The following is an 18,739-nucleotide window of genomic DNA, read 5'->3' as shown; positions in this document are numbered from 1 at the left end:
TTGCTTGAGGGCGGCCCGGATCAGTGCTTAGAACTTGCCCCAACGGAAGCGGGCCAGTTCTCGACAAGTGTCCATATGAACCCGGCAAGACCATCCCTCGCCTCGGATTCTTACGAGCTGCTGATCCAGGGCGTGGTGGACTACGCGATTTACATGCTGGACCCCACCGGGGTGGTGGTGAGCTGGAATCCCGGCGCGGAGCGGATCAAGGGCTACGCGGCCGAGGAGGTGATCGGCACCAGCTTCTCCCGCTTCTACACGGAGGAGGACCGGGCTGTCGGCATGCCCGACCGGGCGCTGCGGACCGCCGTCGAGGAGGGGCGCTTCACCGCCGAGGCCTGGCGGATCCGCAAGGACGGCAGCCGGTTCTGGGCGATGGTGGTGATCGACCCGATCCGCAGGGGCGGCGCGCTGATCGGCTTCGCCAAGGTCACGCGCGACATGACGGAGCAGCGCGCGGCCCAGATGGAGGCGCTGGAGACGGAGCGGCGCTTCCGCTTGCTGGTCCAGGGCGTGCACGATTACGCCATCTACATGCTGGGGCCGGAGGGCCAGGTCACCAACTGGAATACCGGGGCGGAGCGGATCAAGGGCTACGCGGCCGGGGAGATCGTCGGCCAGCACTTCTCCCGCTTCTACACGGAGGAGGACGCGGCGGCCGGAGTGCCGCACCGGGCGCTGGAGACCGCGCGAAGAGAGGGGCGCTACGAGGCCGAGGGCTGGCGGCGCCGCAAGGACGGCACCCGCTTCTGGGCCGGGGTGGTGATCGACGCCATCCGCGACGAGGCGGGAGAGCTGATCGGCTTCGCCAAGGTGACGCGCGACCTCACGGAGCGGCGCGAGACCCAGATCCAGCTGGAGCAGTCCCGGGAGCAGCTGTTCCAGGCGCAGAAGATGGAGGCGCTGGGGCAGCTGACGGGTGGGCTGGCGCACGACTTCAACAACATGCTGGCCGGTATTTCCGGCAGCCTGGAACTGCTGCGGACGCGGATCGCCGAGGGACGGGTGGGGGAGGCGGACCGTTACATCGCCGCCGCCCTCGGCGCCTCGAGCCGCGCCGCGGCGCTGACCCACCGGCTCCTGGCATTCGCGCGCCGCCAGACCCTGGACCCGAAGCCGACGGATGCGCACCGCCTCATCGAGGACATGGGGGAACTGGTCCAGCGCACCGTGGGGCCGGCCATCGAAGTGCGGAAGGCGCTCCAGCCGGACCTCTGGGTGACGCTCTGCGACCCGAACCAGCTCGAGAACGCACTGCTGAACCTGTGCATCAACGCCCGCGACGCGATGCCGGAAGGCGGCACGCTGACGGTGGGGACCGAGAACCTGTCCCTGGCGGTGGAGGCGGCGCAGGCGCGGGGGCTGCTTCCCGGCGACTATGTTTCGGTCAACGTGAGCGACACCGGGGTCGGGATGGCGCCGGAGGTGCTGGAGCGGGCTTTCGACCCCTTCTTCACCACCAAGCCGCTGGGGCAGGGGACGGGCCTTGGTCTTTCCATGGTCTATGGCTTCGCCCGGCAGTCGGGCGGGCAGGTACGGATCCGCTCGGCCCCGGGGGAGGGCACGGCGATCACCATCCAACTGCCCCGGCACCTCGCGGCCCTTGAGACGGACGAGGCCGCCGCCGGGCCCGGCGAGTCGCCGCGGGCGCGCGCCGGCGAGACGGTGCTGATCGTGGACGACGAGGAGACCGTCCGCATGCTGGTCGCGGAGGTGCTGCAGGACCTCGGCTACACGGCGCTGGAGGCGGCGGACGGTCCCTCCGGCCTGGAGATCCTGCGGTCCTCTCGTCGGATCGACCTGCTGGTGACCGATGTGGGCCTGCCGGGAGGGCTCAACGGGCGGCAGCTGGCGGATGCCGCGCGCACGGTCCGGCCGGGGCTTCGGGTGCTGTTCATCACAGGTTATGCCGAGACCGCGGCGGTGGGCGACCGGCTGGATCCGGGGATGCATGTGATGACCAAGCCCTTCGGGATGGAAGCCCTGGCGACCCGCATCAAGGCGATCATCGCGGGGGGCTGAGGGACGCCCCCGTGCGGGGTTCCCCCATCCGGCGCCCCTTGCAGTGCGGGGCGCAGGGCCTTATCGCCCCGGCAACGTCCCCGCAAAGCCGGAGCCAGCCATGTCCGCCATTTCCGACATCATCGCCCGCGAGGTCCTCGACAGCCGCGGCAACCCGACGGTGGAGGTGGAGGTGGTGCTGGACAGCGGCGCTATCGGCCGCGCCATCGTCCCCTCCGGCGCCTCCACCGGCGCGCATGAGGCGGTGGAGCTGCGCGACGGCGACAAGTCCCGCTACGGCGGCAAGGGCGTGCTGAAGGCCGTGGCGAACGTGGAGGGCGAGATCTTCGACGCGCTGTCCGGGCTGGACGCCACCGACCAGGTGAAGATCGACGAGACGATGATCGAGTTGGACGGCACGCCGAACAAGGCGCGGCTCGGCGCGAACGCCATCCTCGCCGTGTCGCTGGCGAATGCGAAGGCGGCCGCGGAGCATTACGGGCTGCCGCTCTACCGCTATGTCGGCGGCACCTTCGCGCGCACGCTGCCCGTGCCGATGATGAACATCATCAACGGCGGCCAGCACGCGGACAATCCGATCGACATCCAGGAGTTCATGGTCATGCCGGTGGCCGCCGGCACGATGGCGGACGCGGTGCGGATCGGCGCCGAGGTGTTCCACGCGCTGAAGAAGAAGCTGCACGACGCCGGCCACGCGACCAATGTGGGCGACGAGGGCGGCTTCGCGCCGAACCTGAAGAGCGCCGAGGAGGCGCTGGACTTCATCGCCGCCGCCTGCGAGGCCGCCGGCCACCGGGTGGGCGAGGACATCATGTTCGCCCTCGATTGCGCCTCCACCGAGTTCTTTCGTGACGGCACCTACGACATGGAGGGCGAGGGGAAGAAGCTCGACTCCGCCGGCATGGTGGACTACCTCGCCGCGCTCGTCGGGAAGTACCCCATCGTCTCGATCGAGGACGGCATGTCCGAGGATGACTGGGCGGGCTGGAAGCTGCTGACGGATCGCCTGGGCGACCGGGTGAACCTCGTCGGCGACGATCTGTTCGTGACCAATCCGGAGCGGCTGCGGCAGGGGATCGACAAGGGCGTCGGCAACGCCATCCTGGTGAAGGTGAACCAGATCGGCTCCCTGACGGAGACGCTGGACGCCGTGGAGACCGCGCACCGCGCCGGCTACAAGGCGGTTATGTCCCACCGCTCCGGCGAGACGGAGGACGCGACGATCGCCGACCTCGCGGTGGCGACCAATTGCGGCCAGATCAAGACGGGCTCGCTGTCCCGCTCCGACCGACTCGCGAAGTACAACCAGCTGATCCGAATCGAGCAGGGCCTCGGGAGCGCGGCGCGCTACGCGGGCCGCAACGTGCTGCCGAAGGGGCGCTGAGCGGGGCTGGACGGGGCCGCGCGCCCCCCAGGACGCGGCGTGCGCGCAACGTCCACAGCTAATTCCGCAACCCTGGCCTGAATGACCTTGCGCCGCAGCGTCGCGACCATTCTACTCGCGGCCAGGGGATCATTCCGATCGGCCTAAGCTCTTCGGGGGAGGGGCAGTTGGCTTTCTTAAGGGGGGTGAAGCGCCGGGCTCAGGCCTTGGTTCTTCCGACTATCTTCTTTGCGCTGTGTGGATACTTCGCGCACCACGCCATCCACGGGACGCGCGGGCTGATTGCCCGCGATACCCGCAATGCCGAGATTTCCGCCGCACGGATCGTGCTGGCGGAAGCCGAGGCGGAGCGGGACGCCATGGAGCGGAAGGTGGCCGGCCTGCGGGCCGAGCACCTGGACCGCGATATGCTGGAGGAGCGCGCCCGCGCCCTGCTCAACGTGGTGGCCAAGGACGAGATCATCGTACCCTACGCACCGAACCGCCGCCTCTTCTGAGGCGGGGATGGGCAGGGCTTCCGGACGGCGTAGCGGGGTTCCGCTGCGCCGTTTGGCGTTCCCGGGCCTGTCGTTGCGTCTTCGGTGCGGATATTCGCGATGTTGCAACGCAACATCAATGACTTAGCTGAGTCTTGTAGCTTGCTGATCCCGGGCGCCAACCGTATCTGCCGGTAGAAGACGGCCTCCTCGGCCGACTTTGAACGCAGGAGCACTCCCATGGCCCTCGGGATCGACAGCGCGGCGAAGCGCCGCGGGAACGGCAAGGATTCGCCGCCCTCCGCCGGCCACAACCAGGACGTCCTCGCCAAGGCTTATCGCGAGATGCTGCTGATCCGGCGCTTCGAGGAGAAGGCGGGCCAACTCTACGGCATGGGCCTGATTGGCGGCTTCTGCCACCTCTACATCGGCCAGGAGGCCGTGGTGGTGGGCATGCAGATGACTCTGAAGGAGGGCGACCAGGTCATCACCTCCTACCGTGACCACGGCCACATGCTGGCCACCGGCATGGAGGCCCGCGGCGTGATGGCGGAACTGACCGGGCGCATCGGCGGCTACTCCAAGGGCAAGGGCGGGAGCATGCACATGTTCTCCCGCGAGAAGGGCTTCTACGGCGGCCACGGCATCGTGGCGGCGCAGGTGCCGCTCGGCCTCGGGCTCGCTTTCCACAACTGGTACAAGGAGAACGGGCAGGTCGCGCTCGCCTATTTCGGCGAGGGTGCCTCCAACCAGGGCCAGGTGTTTGAAAGCTTCAATTTGGCGGCCCTGCTGAAGCTGCCCTGCATCTTCATCATCGAGAACAACCGCTACGGCATGGGCACGAGCGTGGAGCGCGCCTCCGCCTCCAAGGACCTGTCGCAGAACGGCGCGCCATGGGGCATCCCGGGCGAGAAGGTGAACGGCATGGACGTGCTGGCGGTGAAGGAGGCCGGCGAGCGCGCCGTGGCCCACTGCCGCGAGGGCAAGGGCCCCTACCTGCTGGAGATGCAGACCTATCGCTACCGCGGCCACTCCATGTCCGACCCCGCGAAGTACCGCACACGCGAGGAGGTGCAGGGGATGCGCGACAAGAGCGACCCGATCGAGCAGGTCCGCAAGGTGCTGCTGGAGCAGGGCCGCTCGGAAGCCGACCTGAAGGCCGTGGATGACGAGATCAAGGCGATCGTGCTGGATGCGGCGGAGTTCGCGCAGTCCAGCCCGGAGCCCGACGAATCCGAACTCTGGACCGATGTGGTGCTTCCCAGCCCGGTCGATGCCCAGTCCATGAAGATGGAGACCCGCTGAGATGGGCGCGACGATCCTGATGCCCGCCCTCTCTCCGACGATGACGGAGGGCAAGCTCAGTCGCTGGCTGAAGAAGGAGGGCGATGCGGTCCGGTCCGGCGACGTGCTGGCCGAGATCGAGACCGACAAGGCCACCATGGAGGTCGAGGCCGTTGACGAGGGGACGATCACGAAGATCCTCGTCCCTGAGGGCACCGAGGGCGTGCAGGTGAACGCCGCCATCGCCGAGCTCGATGGTGGCGACGGCGGTTCGACCGCCCGTGCGGGCGATGGCGCGACGCCGCCCGCCGAGCAGGGCAGCAAGGCCGCCTCCGTGCAGCTGCCGGAGTCCAACGCGACCCAGCATGGCGGCGATGTCGCCAAGGTGGCCAAGCAGGCCGAGGATTATGGCCAGGTCTCTGCCCGCGGTGCGGAACGGCGCGAGGGCGTGGCGGCGGAGGCGAAGTCCACCGAGCAGCCCGAGAAGGATTGGGGGCCGACGAAGCCGACCACGGTCCGCGAGGCGCTGCGCGACGCGATGGCGCTCGAGATGCGCGCCGATCCGGACGTGTTCCTGATGGGCGAGGAGGTCGCGCAATACCAGGGCGCTTACAAGATCTCCCAGGGCCTGCTGGACGAGTTCGGCCCGAAGCGCGTGCTGGACACGCCGATCACGGAGTACGGCTTCACAGGCATGGCCGTGGGCGCGGCGCTTGCGGGGCTGAAGCCCATCGTCGAGTTCATGACCTTCAACTTTTCGATGCAGGCCATCGACCACATTATCAATTCGGCTGCGAAGACGCTCTACATGTCCGGCGGTCAGCTCGGTTCGCCGATCGTGTTCCGCGGCCCGAACGGCGCCGCGGCCCGCGTGGCGGCGCAGCACAGCCAGGACTACACCTCCTGGTACGCGCACGTGCCCGGGCTGAAGGTGCTCGCGCCCTGGTCGGCGGCGGATGCGAAGGGGCTGCTGCGGGCCGCGATCCGCGACCCGAACCCCGTCGTCTTCCTTGAGAACGAGATCCTCTACGGCCAGACCTTCGAATGCCCGACGGCGGACGACTTCATCCTGCCGATCGGCAAGGCGAAGGTCGAACGCCAGGGCAAGGACGTCACCATCGTCGCCTACTCCATCATGGTGGGGTTGGCGATGCAGGCCGCGGAGGAGATGGCCAAGGCCGGGATCGACGCGGAGGTGATCAACCTCCGCAGCATCCGGCCGCTGGACACCGAGACGATCCTCGCCTCCGTGCGGAAGACCAACCGCCTCGTCACGGTCGAGGAAGGCTGGGCCTTCGCGAATGTCGGCGGCGAGGTGGCGATGCAGGTGATCGAGGGCGCCTTCGACTACCTGGACGCGCCCCCGGTCCGCGTGGCCGGCGTCGACGTGCCGATGCCCTATGCGGCCAACCTCGAGAAGCTCGCGCTGCCCACGGTGGCGCAGGTGGTCGAGGCGGCGCGCAAAGTCACCTACAAGTAAGGGGCGGGTCCGATGGCCACCAACATCCTGATGCCCGCCCTGTCCCCGACGATGACGGAGGGGACGCTCGCCCGCTGGCTCAAGAAGGAGGGCGAGGCGGTGAAGTCCGGCGACGTGATCGCCGAGATCGAGACCGACAAGGCCACGATGGAGTTCGAGGCCGTGGATGAGGGCATCCTCGGCAAAATACTCGTGCCGGACGGGACCGAGGGCGTGAAGGTCAACCAGCCCATCGGCATCATGGTGGAGGAAGGAGAGGCCGTTCCGTCAGGCGACGGCGCTTCCGCACCGGCCGCCAAGCCGGGCGGCGATGTCGGCCCGAACCCCTCTCCCTCCGGCAGCCCGGCGCTGGAGGCCGTGCAGGCCGCCGGCGGCAAGGTTGCGGGGGCGGCGGAGCAGCCGGTCTCCGCGCCCGTGCCCTCGGGTGGGAACCAGCCGGCTCCGGCCGCCGCGCCGTCCTCGGGCGGGCAGGGCGGGCGGGTCTTCGCCTCGCCGCTGGCTCGCCGCATGGCGGAGCAGGCCGGGGTCGATCTGGGCTCGGTGAAGGGCTCCGGCCCGAACGGGCGGATCGTGAAGGCGGACATCGAGGCGGCTCAGGCCTCCGGTGGCTCCGCGCCGAAGCCGGCTGCCGCGCCGCAGGCCCAGCCTGCCGCCGCCGCTCCGGTCGAAGCGCTGAAGCCGGCGCCCAAGCCGTCCGCGCCGATCATCACGGCCCCGCACAAGGTCGTCCCGCACTCCTCCATGCGGAAGGTCATCGCGCGCCGCCTCTCCGAGGCGAAGCAGACGATCCCGCACTTCTACGTCTCCATCGACGTGGAGCTGGACGCGCTGATGAAGCTGCGCGCCGACCTGAACGCGCGCTCTCCGAAGGATGGTGCCGGGGCCTACAAGCTCTCGGTGAACGACCTGGTGATCAAGGCGGCCGCCGCCACGCTGCGGAAGCTGCCGAACACCAACGCGTCGTGGACCGACGAGGGCATGGTGATCTACGACGACGTGGACATCAGCATCGCCGTCTCCATTCCGGACGGGCTGATCACGCCGATCATCCGCAAGGCCGATCAGAAGGGGCTGGCCACCATCTCCACGGAGATGAAGGACCTCGCCGCCCGCGCCAAGTCCGGCAAGCTGAAGCCGGAGGAGTTCCAGGGCGGCGGCTTCTCCATCTCGAACATGGGCATGTTCGGGGTGTCCAACTTCTCGGCCATCATCAACCCGCCGCAGGCCGGCATCCTGGCCGTGTCCGCCGGCGAGAAGCGGGCGGTGGTGAAGGGTGACCAGGTCGTCATCGCCACGGTGATGACCGTGACGCTCTCGGTCGATCACCGCGCCATCGACGGCGCGCTGGCGGCGGAGTGGGTCTCGACCTTCAAGTCGATCGTGGAAGATCCCCTGAGCCTGATGCTGTGAGTGAGGAGCGGCGCTTCACCCTGAGGGACGCCACCCCGGCCGATCTGCCGGAGGTGGTGCGCCTCGTCCGCGAGCTCGCCGATTACGAGCGCATGCTGGACGAGGCGGTGGGGACGGAGGAGGACTTCCGCGCCCTGCTCTTCGGGGAGAAGCCGCTGCTCCACGCCGTGCTGGCGGAGGTGGATGGCCGCGTGGTCGGGCAGGCGCTGTGGTTCAACAACGTCAGCACCTTCACCGGCAAGCCCGGGATCTACCTGGAGGACATCTTCGTCGAGCCCGGCCATCGCGGCCTGGGCATCGGCGGCGCCTTCTTCCGCCACCTCGCCCGGCGCGCGGTGGCGGAGGGCTGGACGCGGATGGACTGGCAGGTGCTGGACTGGAACGAGCCCTCCATCGGCTTCTACCGCGGCCTGGGTGCGGAGACGAAGGGCGAGTGGGTCGGCCAGCGCCTGAGTGGCCAGGCCCTCAAGGATCTGGCCGCGTGACTTCGGCGGGGCGACCCGCCACCTAAGACGCAATCGGCGCATGGGCGCCACGGAGGAGGCCCGCATGGCCGACCAGTTCGATCTCGTGGTGGTGGGCGGCGGCCCCGGCGGCTACGTGGCCGCCATCCGCGCCGCGCAGCTGAAGATGAAGGTCGCGCTGGTGGAGCGCGAGAACCTCGGTGGCATCTGCCTCAACTGGGGCTGCATTCCGACGAAGGCGCTGCTGCGCGCCAGCGAGATCAACCACCTGCTGCACACGCTGGATGCCTATGGCTTCGCGGCCGACAACATCCGCTTCGATTTCCAGAAGGTGATCAAGCGGTCCCGTGCCGTGGCGGGGCAGCTCTCCGGCGGCGTTAAGGGGCTGCTGAAGAAGAACAAGGTCACCGTCTATGACGGCCACGCCAAGCTCGCCGGCCCCGGCAAGCTGGCCGTGACGAAGGACGGCAAGGCCGTGGCCGAGCTAGCCGCCAAGAACATCATCCTCGCCACCGGCGCCCGTGCCCGGGTGCTGCCGGGGATGGAGCCGGACGGGAAGCTGATCTGGTCCTACCGCGAGGCGCTGGTGCCGGACGCCATGCCGAAGTCGCTGATTGTGATCGGATCGGGCGCCATCGGCAGCGAGTTCGCGAGCTTCTACCTCAACATGGGCGCCCAGGTGACGCTGATCGAGGTGATGGACCGCATCCTGCCGGTGGAGGATGCGGAGATCAGCACCTTCGTGCAGAAGTCCTTCGCGAAGCAGAAGATGAACGTCCTCACCTCGGCCAAGATCGGCAAGATCACGAAGAACGGGGATTCCGTGACCGTCTCCGTCGAGGCAGGCGGCAAGACCCAGGAGATCACGGCGGACCGGATGATCTCCGCCGTCGGCATCGTCGGCAATGTCGAGGAGCTTGGTCTCGAGGGCACGAAGGTGAAGGTCGAGCGCACCCATGTGGTGATCGACGAGATGTGCCGGACAGGGGAGCCGGGGGTCTACGCCATCGGCGACCTGGCCGGCGCCCCCTGGCTGGCCCACAAGGCGAGCCACGAGGCGATCATCTGCGTGGAGCACATCGCGGGGATGCACCCGCACCCGCTGGAGGCGATGAACGTCCCGGGCTGCACCTATTGCCGCCCGCAGGTGGCGAGCGTGGGGCTGACGGAGGCGAAGGCGAAGGAGGCCGGGCACGAGGTCCGGGTCGGGCGCTTCCCGTTCATCGGCAACGGCAAGGCCATCGCCATGGGCGAGCCCGAGGGGCTGGTGAAGACGGTGTTCGACGCCAAGACCGGGGAACTGCTCGGCGCCCATATGGTCGGCCCCGAGGTGACCGAGATGATCCAGGGCTACACCATCGCCCGGACCCTCGAGACCACCGAGGCCGAGCTGATGCACACGATCTTCCCGCACCCCACCGTCTCCGAGGCGATGCACGAGGCCGTCCTTGATGCCTACGGCCGGGTGATCCACATCTAGGGGAGAGATCCCGCACCCCTATCGCCGCGCCCCCCGCCCCGGGGGCGCGGCCGAAGGACAGAATCCATATGACCACCCGCATCCTGGTGGATCACCGCGCCGGCGGCGCCCAGGGGGGCATCCAGGGCGCCAGCCCGGCTGTTGCCGTGCCTGAAGCCGTCGTGCCCGCGCACATCGCCCGGATCGTGCCCAGCGCCGCCGCGGCGCCGCTGCGCCATCCCGAGAAGGCGAACCGGCCGGACAACCCCATCAAGCGCAAGCCGGACTGGATCCGGGTGAAGGCCCCGAACCACCCGATCTATCACGAGACCCGCAACCTGATGCGGGAGCAGAAGCTCGTCACCGTCTGCGAGGAGGCGGCCTGCCCGAATATCGGGGAATGCTGGTCCCAGCGCCACGCGACCATGATGATCATGGGCGAGATCTGCACGCGCGCCTGCTCCTTCTGCAACATCACGACGGGCATGCCGAAGTCCCTGGATACGGATGAGCCGCGCCGGGTTGGCGAGGCGGTGGCGGCGCTCGGCCTCCGCCACGTCGTCATCACATCCGTGGACCGGGACGACCTGAAGGACGGTGGGGCGCAGCATTTCGCCCAGACCATTGCGGCCATCCGCGCCTCGGCGCCGGAGACGACGATCGAGATCCTGACCCCGGACTTCCTGCGCAAGGACGGCGCCCTGGAGGTGGTGGTGGCCGCGCGGCCGGACGTGTTCAACCACAACCTGGAAACGGTGCCCCGTCTCTACACCACCATCCGGCCGGGGGCGCGCTACTTCCACTCGCTCCGCCTGCTGGACGAGGTGAAGCGGCTGGACCCCGGCATCTTCACCAAGTCCGGCGTGATGGTCGGGCTGGGCGAGGCGCGGGGCGAGGTGCTGCAGGTGATGGACGACATGCGCTCCGCCGAGATCGACTTCCTGACGATCGGCCAGTACCTGCAGCCCACGGTGAAGCACGCGGCGGTGGACCGCTTCGTGGAGCCGGCGGAGTTCGAGGACTATGCCCGGCTGGCGCGGGCCAAGGGCTTCCTGCTCGTCTCCGCCACGCCGCTCACCCGCTCCTCCTACCACGCGGACAAGGATTTCGCGGACCTGCGGGCCGCGCGCGACGCCAGGCTGGGTCGCGCCGCCTGACATGCCCACCCATGCCGAGACCAAGCGTCTGCCCTACACGCCGGAGCAGATGTTCGACCTAGTGGCCGACGTGCGCCGCTACCCGGAATTCCTGCCCTGGTGCGTCGGCGCGCATGTGGTCTCGAGGACGGAGAACGAGCTGATCGCGGACCTGACGATCGGCTTCAAGATGTTCCGTGAGACCTTTCGCAGCCGGGTGACGCTGGAGCGGCCGGACCACGTCCATGTGGAGTACCTCACCGGGCCCTTCCGCTACCTGAACAACCACTGGAACTTTGCCCCGATCGAGGGCGGGTCCGAGGTGAGGTTCTTCGTGGACTTCGAGTTCAAGTCGCGCCTGCTGCAAGCCGTGATCGGCACGGTGTTCAACGAGGCGGTGCGGCTCATGGTCCGCGCCTTCGAGCGGCGGGCAATGGTCCTCTACCGGCGGGAGCGGCCGGGCGGGGGGATGGCGGCTCGACCCAGCCCCGGGCCGGGCTAGGCACCTCTGGTCGCCCGGCGTCGCGGCTGGCAAAAGCCACGGCAACCCGACGCGGAGAGCCCCATGGTCCAGATCCCCGAGCGCCCGGCACCGGGCGCCCCGCCCGTCCGCATCAACCTCTACTCCGACACCCAGACCCGCCCCTCCGCCGCCATGAAGGCGGCGATGATGGAGGCCGAGCTGGGCGACGAGCAGCACGGCGACGACCCGACCGTCCACGCCCTCTGCGACCGCATGGCGGCGCTGCTGGGAAAGGAGGCGGCGGTCTTCCTGCCCTCCGGCACCATGGCCAACGTGATCGCCGTGAACGTCCATTGCCGCAACGGCGACGAGGTCCTGGCGCATGAGACGGCGCATATCCTCACGAGCGAGGCGGGCACCCACGCGGCCATCGCGGGGGTTCAGATCCACCCGCTGCGCGGCCCGCGCGGCATGTTTGACGCGGACGCGCTGCGCGCCGCCATCCGCCCGCGCAGCCGCCACTCGCCGGAACAGACGCTGCTGGAGATCGAGCAGACCGCCAATATCGGCGGCGGCGCCGTCTGGCCGCTGGCGACGCTGACGGAACTGACGGGCATCGCGCGCGACCACGGCTGGTCCACGCACATGGACGGCGCCCGGCTGATGAACGCCTGCGTGGCCGCCGGCATCCCCGCGGCCGAGATGTGCGCGGGCTTTGACAGCGTTTGGCTGGACTTCACCAAGGGCCTCGGGGCGCCCCTGGGCGCTGTGCTCGCCGGATCGCAGGAGTTCATTGATCGTGCCTGGCGCTGGAAGCAGCGCCTGGGCGGCTCCATGCGTCAGGCCGGGATCTGCGCGGCGGCATGCCTCTATGCCCTGGACAACAACGTGGACCGGCTGGCGGAGGACCATGCCAACGCCAAGGCCCTCGCGGCCGGGCTGCGGCAGATCGAAGGGGTCGTGGTAGAGGAGCCGGACACCAATCTTGTCTTCTTCGACCCCACCGGTGCTGGCATGGCCCCGGCCGCCCTGCAGGCGGCGCTTCGGGGAGAGGGGATCGCGGTCAGTGGCCTGGGTGGGCGCCTGCGCGCCTGCACCCATCTCGACGTGGACGCCCCGATGATCGAGGCGGCGCTCGGGACTATCCGCCGCCTGCTGCGCGGCTGAGGGCGGGCACCTCGTCCTCCTCGAGCAACGTGCCCAGGGAGTTCCGCTCGATCCGGTAATAGGTGCGGCCGAGCACCCGGCCGCCGATCCCGTCATAGAGGCGGCGGGCCGGCAGGTTCTGCGAGTCCGTCGTCCAGTCCAGGGCGCAGAAGCCACCCTCCTGCACCAGCCGGGCCGCGCAGGCCACCAGGGCGCGCCCGACCCCCCGGCGCCGGGACCGGGCAGAGACGAAAAGGTCGCGGATGTAGAGGGAGCGGCGCAGGTCCGCTGCCGGCAGCATGACGTTCAGGACGCAGGAGCCGATGGCCATGTCCCCGTCCATCGCGAGAAGGGTGCGCGGGTTGAAGCCTTCCGGCGGAAGGGTGCAGAGCTGGCCCGCCGCCACCAGCGCGTCCTCCAGAGGGACTGGAGCTCCATAATAGGCCTGCATCTCGGCCAGGAGTGCGGCCAGTCCCTCGATGTCCGCTGGGCCAGCGGCACGGACGGTCAGCGTCATGTGCGTTGCGCTCGGTCGCGCGCGCCGCCATTGCCGCGGGCCTCGTCCTGTTGCCTCATTCCTTCACCCTTCCCAAGCCCTGGCGCTTCGATTCTCGTCACGCGCGCAATTTTTGCGCGTCTCGCCACCATACCGGGTTTGTGTTGCTGCGGATGCAACAACGCCGTTAATCCCGCCGCATCGCCCTGCATTATGCCCCTTCAACCCGCCCTGAGCTCGGCCAGGGCGAGGAGCAAGGCCGTTTCCACCGTCGCGGCCCGCACCTCATCCCTGTCGCCGGGGAAGTGGCAGCGCCGCACCGCCGAGTCGCCGCCCGCCCGTGCCACGGCGATGTAGACGAGTCCCACCGGCTTCTCCGCGCTGCCGCCGCTCGGCCCCGCGATCCCCGTGGTAGCGATGGCGAGACCCGCTTCGGCCGCGCCCAGCGCACCCTCCGCCATGGCCCGCGCGCACTCCTGGGAGACCGCGCCATGGAGGGTAAGCACCGCCTCCGGCACGCCGAGGAGCCGGGACTTCATCGCGTTGGAGTAAGTGACGAAGCCTCCCTGCACCACGTCGGAGGAGCCGGGCACGGCCGTCAGGGCGGCGGCAACGAGCCCGCCCGTGCAGGACTCGGCCGTCGCGGATGTCAGGCCCCTCTCGCGCAAGGCGGCCAGCAGGGTGGCGGCGAGGTCGATGGTGGCTTGGGGCAGCATCAGCCCATTCCTCCGAAGGAGCGCAGCAGGCCCAGCACGGCGGCGGCCAGCAGCCCGGCCAGGACGTCATCGAGCATCACGCCCAGGGTTCCCCCGCGCCGGTCGGCCCAGCCAACGGGGCCGGGCTTCAGAATGTCGGCGGCACGGAACAGGGCAAAGGCCAGCAGCACCCACCAGAGCGACGTGCCGGCCGGCAGGGCCGCAAGCGTCAGGCACTGCCCGGACGCCTCGTCCGCCACCACCCAGCCCGGGTCCTCCCGCGCTTCCGGCAGGCGGGAGACGGCCCAGAGGCCGGCGAGAGCAAAGGCGATCCCGAGCGCCAGGCAGGGTCCCGGCCCGAGCAACGCGGCGGGTAGCACGACCGCCGATCCCCAGGTGCCGGGCGCCGGGCGCAGCCGGCCGATGCCGCAAAGGCTCGCGACCATCATCGCGGGAGACATCAGGGGATGCGGTCCAGGAAGTCGTCCACGGGGCCGACCAGCTCCGGCTCCTCCAGGGTCGGGGCGTGGCCGGCGCCGGGCAGGGTAACCAGTTCCAGGTCCGGCTTTTCCCGGACCATGGCGCGCACCGTGTCGGCGGCGAGGAACTCGCTCTCCTCGCCCCAGACCAACATGGCGGGCACGGGGCGCAGGCCGCGGAAGACGGGGCCGAGATCGGGCGGCGCGGCGCCCGCCTCCATGGCCTCCGCGATGCGGGTGTCCCAGCGCGGGTGGAGCAGCCCGTCCTCGCCGCGGGCATAGGTCAGGCCGGCGAAATGGCGCCAAGCCTCCTCGTCGGCCAGAGGTATGCGGGGCATGACGGTGCGGAGATAGGCGACGGCCTCGTCGATCCCGGGGAAGCCCGGGTCGTTTCCGGCGAAGCCGCCCACCTGGGAGAGGCCGCGCGGGTCGATCACCGGCCCGATGTCGTTCAGCACCACGCCCCGCAGCAACGTGGGGCGCAGGACCGAGAGGATCATGGCCATGATCCCGCCGAAGGAGGTGCCGACCACCACGGCGCGCGGCAGGTGCAGGGCGGCGCAGGCATCCAGCACGTCGTTCACCGCCCGCTCCGGCCGGTAGCGGGCGATGTCCGCGGCGCGGGCGCTCTCGCCATGGCCCATGTAGTCCAGCGCGACCACGCGGCGCTTGCCGGCGTGGCGCTCCGCGAAGCGGTCGTAGTCGTGGGCGGTGCGCAGGATGCCCGTCAGGCAGAGGAGGGGCGTGCGGCCCTCGTCCCCCGGCCAGTCCAGGGCGTTCAGGACCAGCCCGTCCCGCGCGGCGATGCGCCGCGTCACGGGGTTCATGGGCCGGTCATCCAGGGCTTGAGAGGGTGGGGCAGGGCGGCCGCGGTGGAATCCTGCGCCCGGTAGACCATTACGTTCTCCGTCACCCGCTGCACGTAGTTCCGCGTCTCCGTGAAGGGGATCAACTCGATCCAGTCGATGATATCCGTCCCGCCCTCGCCCGGAGTGCCGTAGGTGCCCAGCCATTCCTGCACCCGCCCCGGGCCCGCGTTGTAGGCCGCGGCGGCGAGGGCGAGATTGCCGCCGAAGCGCGCCAGCTGGTCGGACAGGTACTGCGACCCCAGCCGCATGTTGTGGGCGGGGTCGGAGGTGAGCCATCCCGGCTGGTGGGGGATGCCGAGCTTGCGGGCCACCCCGGCGGCGGTGGCGGGCAGCAGCTGCATCAGCCCGCGCGCATTCGCGCCGGAAACGGCCTCCGGATCGAAATTGCTCTCCTGCCGGGCGATGGCGTTGACGATCGCCGGCTCCAGCCCGCCGGAGGGGGCGGGGTATGGGGAGGGCCAGCCCTCCGGCAGCAGCATCACGCCGTCCGCCCCGGCTCGGCGGGCAATCCAGACGGCGAAGTCCGGCCGGCCCAGCGCCATGCCGTGCCGGGCGATCAGCACCCGGTCCGCGGCATCCGGGGAGAGCTCCTCCATCCGCAGAAGGAAGATGCGGGCGCGGCGGGCGTCGCCGAGATCGGCCAGGGCCGCGGCGGCGGAGGCCAGTTCACGCCCCTGGAAGAGGCGCCGCGCCTCCTCGCCCGGCTGGGGCGGCAGGATGGCGCGGATGCGGGCGGCGATGCGCGGCTCGTCCTCGCCTAGCGCCAGGGCGGCGAGCTGGCCGTAGAAGGCAGTGCCGAGTGTCGCGGCCTCGCCCAGCCGGGCGCGGGAGCGGGCGGCATCCTTCCCCTCCAGCGCGCGCCCCTCCCAGTAGGCGGAGCGGGCGCGGGTAATGACGCTCGCGCTGTTGTCCCCCAGAAGCGAGAAGTGCCGGGCGGCCTGCACCGGGTCGCTCAGCCGGCGCAGGGCGATCCAGCCGGCCAGGAACTCCGCCTCCGACCGCGCCTCGCCCTCCGTCTGGCCGTGCTGGGAAGCCACCGCATAGGCCAGCCGGTCCTGCCCGAGCCGCAGCAGCTTGCGGGCCAGCACCTGGCGTTCCGTCCAGATACCCCGGGCCGCATCGGGCGGCAGGCCCTTCTGGAGCGGGGCGGCGGCAGCCCAGGCGGCGGCAGCCTCCGTGTCGCGGTCGGCCCGGCGCAGCGCGCGGGCGCTGGCGGCAAGGACGCCGAGATCCTCGCCCGCCGTCACGGGCTGGGCGGTGCCGGCGGCCACCGCGAGCCGGGCATCGGCCACGGTGCGGCGGGACGGATCCAGCCAGGCCGCAGCCCGGGCGGCGTCGCCCGTATCAAGCGAAAGGAAGGCGCGGTCGAAGCGGCGCCAGCGGTCCTCCGGCGTCAGCAGGGCGGCGTTGCGCTCGGCGAAGCCGCTCTCGGCGGCCGCGTCCCCGAGGCCGGACGTCCAGGCGCTCCGGATGACCGTCGCCGCCTGCGCCGTGTCCCCGGCGCGGGTTAGGGCATCCGCGTGGCGCTGGGCGCCGTCCAGCGTCGTGGCGGGGAAGCGGGAGAAGTGGGCGAGGGCGCGCGCGTCATCCGGGTCGGCAGCCAGCGCCTCCTCGGCCCGGCGGGTCAGGGTGTTCGGCAGGGGCCAGTCCGGATTGGCGGCCATCCAATCCACCAGCTCGGCGGAGTTGCCCTGGCCGCGGACTTGCAGCCGGAGCCAGAGGGCAAGCTTGCGGACCAGCGGGTCCGCCTGGGCGGCCGCGGCTTCGGCCGCGGCGTAGCGCCCGCCATTGGCCTGGGCCAGCGCGGCGCGGCCGGCGCTTCGCTGCGCCTCGGTCGCCCAGGGCTGGGCGGCGGCGGGTCCTGCCGCGGCGGCGAGGACGAGGAGGGCGGCGACCGCCGGGCGGACCGGAATGCGCATCGCTGCCGCTTCTAACCTGTCCGCCCGCGCCTGTCGCGCCCCCGGGCAGAGCGCCGGGACGGTCCGGGCGGGCCTTGTTCCAGGGGGTGGCGCCCTGTATCGGATGGAGATGCTGGCGCGCGGGGCGCCGGCACCCCACATAATCCTCTCGCCCCGACCGCCGCCAGCCAGGAAACGCCCCATGTTCAAGGGATCGCTCGTCGCCCTCATCACGCCCATGACGACCGAGGGGAAGATCGACGAGCGCGCCTTCCAGGATCTCGTCGCCTGGCAGGTAGCCGAGGGAACGCAGGGCCTGGTGCCCGTGGGCACGACCGGCGAGAGCCCAACCCTTTCGCATGAGGAGCACCAGCGGGTCGTGGAGCTCTGCATCGAGGCGGCGGGCGGCAAGGTGCCGGTGATCGCGGGCGCCGGCTCCAACTCCACGTCGGAGGCGGTGGCACTGGCGGTGCACGCGAAGAAGGCCGGGGCCGACGGCGTGCTGGTGGTGACGCCCTACTACAACAAGCCGACGCAGGAGGGGATGTACCTGCATTTCAAGGCGGTGGCGGATGCCGCCGAGATCCCCGTGATCATCTACAACATTCCCCCGCGCAGCGTGATCGACATGAGCGTGGAGACGATGGCGCGGCTGGCGAAGCACCCGAACATCGCCGGGGTGAAGGACGCGACGGCGAACCTGACCCGGCCGCTGCACACGCGCATCGCCTGCGGCGACGATTTCTGCCAGCTCTCCGGCGAGGACCATACGGCGCTGGCCTTCAACGCGGCCGGTGGCGTGGGCTGCATCAGCGTGACGGCGAACATCGCGCCCCGCCTGTGCCGAGAGATGCACGACGCCTGGGCCGATGGCCGGGTGAAGGACGCGCAGGCCATCCAGAACCGGCTGACCCCGCTGCACGACGCCATGTTCGGCGAGACCTCGCCCGGCCCGGTGAAGTACGCGGCCAGCCTGTTGGGCCGTGGCAGCGAGTTCTGCCGCTTGCCGATGGCGCCGATCGCCGAGGCTTCGAAGGCCAAGGTCCGGGCGGCGATGACCGGCGTGGGGCTGCTCAACTGATGGCGGAGCCCCGCAAGAAGGCCCTGATCAGCCACGGCGTTGCCGCGCAGAACCGCAAGGCGCGCTTCGACTACAAGATCCTCGACACCTACGAGGCGGGCATCGTCCTCGTCGGGCCGGAGGTGAAGAGTCTGCGTGCCGGCCGCGCCACGCTGACCGAGGCCTGGGCCGGCGAGCGCGACGGCGAGATGTGGATCTTCAACCTCTATATTCCGGAATGGCAGGCCGGGTCCGTGGTGGCGAAGTTCGAGCCGCGGAGGCCGCGCAAGCTGCTGCTGCACAAGAAGCAGGCCGAGGCCCTGGCCGGCGCCGTCTCGCGGGAGGGGGCGACGATCGTCCCCCTCGACATCCACTTCAACGACCGCGGCGTGGCGAAGCTCACGCTCGGGCTCGGGGAAGGCAAGACGAAGGCCGACAAGCGCCACGCCATCGCGGAGCGCGACTGGAAGCGCGACAAGGCCAGGGTGATGCGCGACAAGGGCTGAGAGCCCGGCCGC

General features: G+C 70.3%; 18 protein-coding genes. 13 read left to right on the top strand and 5 right to left on the bottom strand.

Translation table 11 applies throughout. The features are described from left to right. Positions 1-75: 75 nt before the first annotated feature. The 11 genes from J5Y10_RS06060 (at position 76) to J5Y10_RS06010 (ending at position 12,745) form a co-directional block, all read left to right on the top strand. The gene (locus J5Y10_RS06060; RefSeq protein ID WP_209371841.1) at positions 76-2,022 is read left to right on the top strand and encodes a hybrid sensor histidine kinase/response regulator; all 1,947 of its coding nucleotides are present in this window, start codon (positions 76-78) and stop codon (positions 2,020-2,022) included. Positions 2,023-2,122: 100 nt separating this feature from the next. Then, on the top strand, positions 2,123-3,406 hold the full coding sequence (gene eno, locus J5Y10_RS06055) for a phosphopyruvate hydratase (RefSeq protein WP_209371839.1): 1,284 nt from the start codon (positions 2,123-2,125) through the stop codon (positions 3,404-3,406). A gap of 206 nt (positions 3,407-3,612) precedes the next feature. Continuing rightward, positions 3,613-3,903: an FtsB family cell division protein gene (locus tag J5Y10_RS06050; RefSeq protein WP_245214360.1), complete on the top strand. Its 291-nt coding sequence runs from the start codon at positions 3,613-3,615 to the stop codon at positions 3,901-3,903. 219 nt (positions 3,904-4,122) lie between these two features. Further along, positions 4,123-5,187: a pyruvate dehydrogenase (acetyl-transferring) E1 component subunit alpha gene (gene pdhA, locus J5Y10_RS06045; RefSeq protein WP_209371837.1), complete on the top strand. Its 1,065-nt coding sequence runs from the start codon at positions 4,123-4,125 to the stop codon at positions 5,185-5,187. Position 5,188: 1 nt separating this feature from the next. After that, on the top strand, positions 5,189-6,646 hold the full coding sequence (locus J5Y10_RS06040) for a pyruvate dehydrogenase complex E1 component subunit beta (RefSeq protein WP_209371836.1): 1,458 nt from the start codon (positions 5,189-5,191) through the stop codon (positions 6,644-6,646). A gap of 12 nt (positions 6,647-6,658) precedes the next feature. After that, positions 6,659-8,056, top strand: a complete 1,398-nt coding sequence (locus J5Y10_RS06035) for a pyruvate dehydrogenase complex dihydrolipoamide acetyltransferase (protein ID WP_209371835.1) — start codon at positions 6,659-6,661, stop codon at positions 8,054-8,056. Beyond that, complete coding sequence (locus tag J5Y10_RS06030) at positions 8,053-8,541, top strand: GNAT family N-acetyltransferase (protein ID WP_209371834.1); 489 nt, start codon at positions 8,053-8,055, stop codon at positions 8,539-8,541. Before J5Y10_RS06035 ends, J5Y10_RS06030 begins: the two co-directional genes overlap by 4 nt. A 64-nt stretch (positions 8,542-8,605) precedes the next feature. Next, positions 8,606-10,000 carry a dihydrolipoyl dehydrogenase gene (gene lpdA / locus J5Y10_RS06025; protein ID WP_209371832.1) on the top strand — a complete coding sequence of 465 codons (1,395 nt, stop codon included), beginning with the start codon at positions 8,606-8,608 and terminating at the stop codon, positions 9,998-10,000. 68 nt (positions 10,001-10,068) lie between these two features. Then, positions 10,069-11,136, top strand: a complete 1,068-nt coding sequence (gene lipA / locus J5Y10_RS06020) for a lipoyl synthase (RefSeq protein WP_209371823.1) — start codon at positions 10,069-10,071, stop codon at positions 11,134-11,136. A gap of 1 nt (position 11,137) precedes the next feature. Beyond that, on the top strand, positions 11,138-11,617 hold the full coding sequence (locus tag J5Y10_RS06015; RefSeq protein ID WP_209371821.1) for a type II toxin-antitoxin system RatA family toxin: 480 nt from the start codon (positions 11,138-11,140) through the stop codon (positions 11,615-11,617). A 63-nt stretch (positions 11,618-11,680) separates the two neighbouring features. Then, positions 11,681-12,745, top strand: coding sequence for a threonine aldolase family protein (locus tag J5Y10_RS06010; protein WP_209371819.1), 1,065 nt, complete (start codon positions 11,681-11,683; stop codon positions 12,743-12,745). On the opposite strand, the gene J5Y10_RS06005 is transcribed toward J5Y10_RS06010, so the two are convergent. The 5 genes from J5Y10_RS06005 to J5Y10_RS05985 all read right to left on the bottom strand — a co-directional run bounded on the left by J5Y10_RS06005 (position 12,720) and on the right by J5Y10_RS05985 (position 17,182). After that, positions 12,720-13,241 (bottom strand): GNAT family N-acetyltransferase, encoded by a 522-nt coding sequence (locus tag J5Y10_RS06005; RefSeq protein WP_209371818.1) that lies wholly within the window; start codon positions 13,239-13,241, stop codon positions 12,720-12,722. The two genes, J5Y10_RS06010 and J5Y10_RS06005, sit on opposite strands and share 26 nt — an antisense overlap. A gap of 200 nt (positions 13,242-13,441) precedes the next feature. Then, on the bottom strand, positions 13,442-13,936 hold the full coding sequence (locus tag J5Y10_RS06000; RefSeq protein ID WP_209371817.1) for a CinA family protein: 495 nt from the start codon (positions 13,934-13,936) through the stop codon (positions 13,442-13,444). Continuing rightward, positions 13,936-14,376 (bottom strand): phosphatidylglycerophosphatase A family protein, encoded by a 441-nt coding sequence (locus tag J5Y10_RS05995; RefSeq protein WP_209371813.1) that lies wholly within the window; start codon positions 14,374-14,376, stop codon positions 13,936-13,938. The genes J5Y10_RS06000 and J5Y10_RS05995 overlap by 1 nt, the downstream gene beginning before the upstream one ends. After that, entirely contained in the window at positions 14,376-15,221 is an 846-nt protein-coding gene (locus J5Y10_RS05990; protein ID WP_209371811.1) for an alpha/beta fold hydrolase, read from the bottom strand. Before J5Y10_RS05990 ends, J5Y10_RS05995 begins: the two co-directional genes overlap by 1 nt. Beyond that, positions 15,218-17,182 (bottom strand): lytic transglycosylase domain-containing protein, encoded by a 1,965-nt coding sequence (locus tag J5Y10_RS05985; RefSeq protein WP_209371809.1) that lies wholly within the window; start codon positions 17,180-17,182, stop codon positions 15,218-15,220. Before J5Y10_RS05985 ends, J5Y10_RS05990 begins: the two co-directional genes overlap by 4 nt. A gap of 181 nt (positions 17,183-17,363) precedes the next feature. Between J5Y10_RS05985 and dapA the strand changes: the two genes are divergently transcribed. Both dapA and smpB read left to right on the top strand, forming a co-directional pair. Continuing rightward, positions 17,364-18,242, top strand: coding sequence for a 4-hydroxy-tetrahydrodipicolinate synthase (dapA, locus tag J5Y10_RS05980; RefSeq protein WP_209371808.1), 879 nt, complete (start codon positions 17,364-17,366; stop codon positions 18,240-18,242). Beyond that, a complete protein-coding gene (gene smpB / locus J5Y10_RS05975; protein ID WP_209371806.1) occupies positions 18,242-18,727 on the top strand; it encodes an SsrA-binding protein SmpB in 486 nt (161 codons plus the stop codon). The genes dapA and smpB overlap by 1 nt, the downstream gene beginning before the upstream one ends. Positions 18,728-18,739: the final 12 nt, after the last annotated feature.

It is taken from the genome of Roseomonas indoligenes, assembly GCF_017813365.1.
Taxonomy (GTDB): domain Bacteria; phylum Pseudomonadota; class Alphaproteobacteria; order Acetobacterales; family Acetobacteraceae; genus Roseomonas; species Roseomonas indoligenes.
The sequence above is the reverse complement of the archived record's forward strand: the minus strand, read 5'-3'. Positions and strand labels throughout refer to the sequence as shown.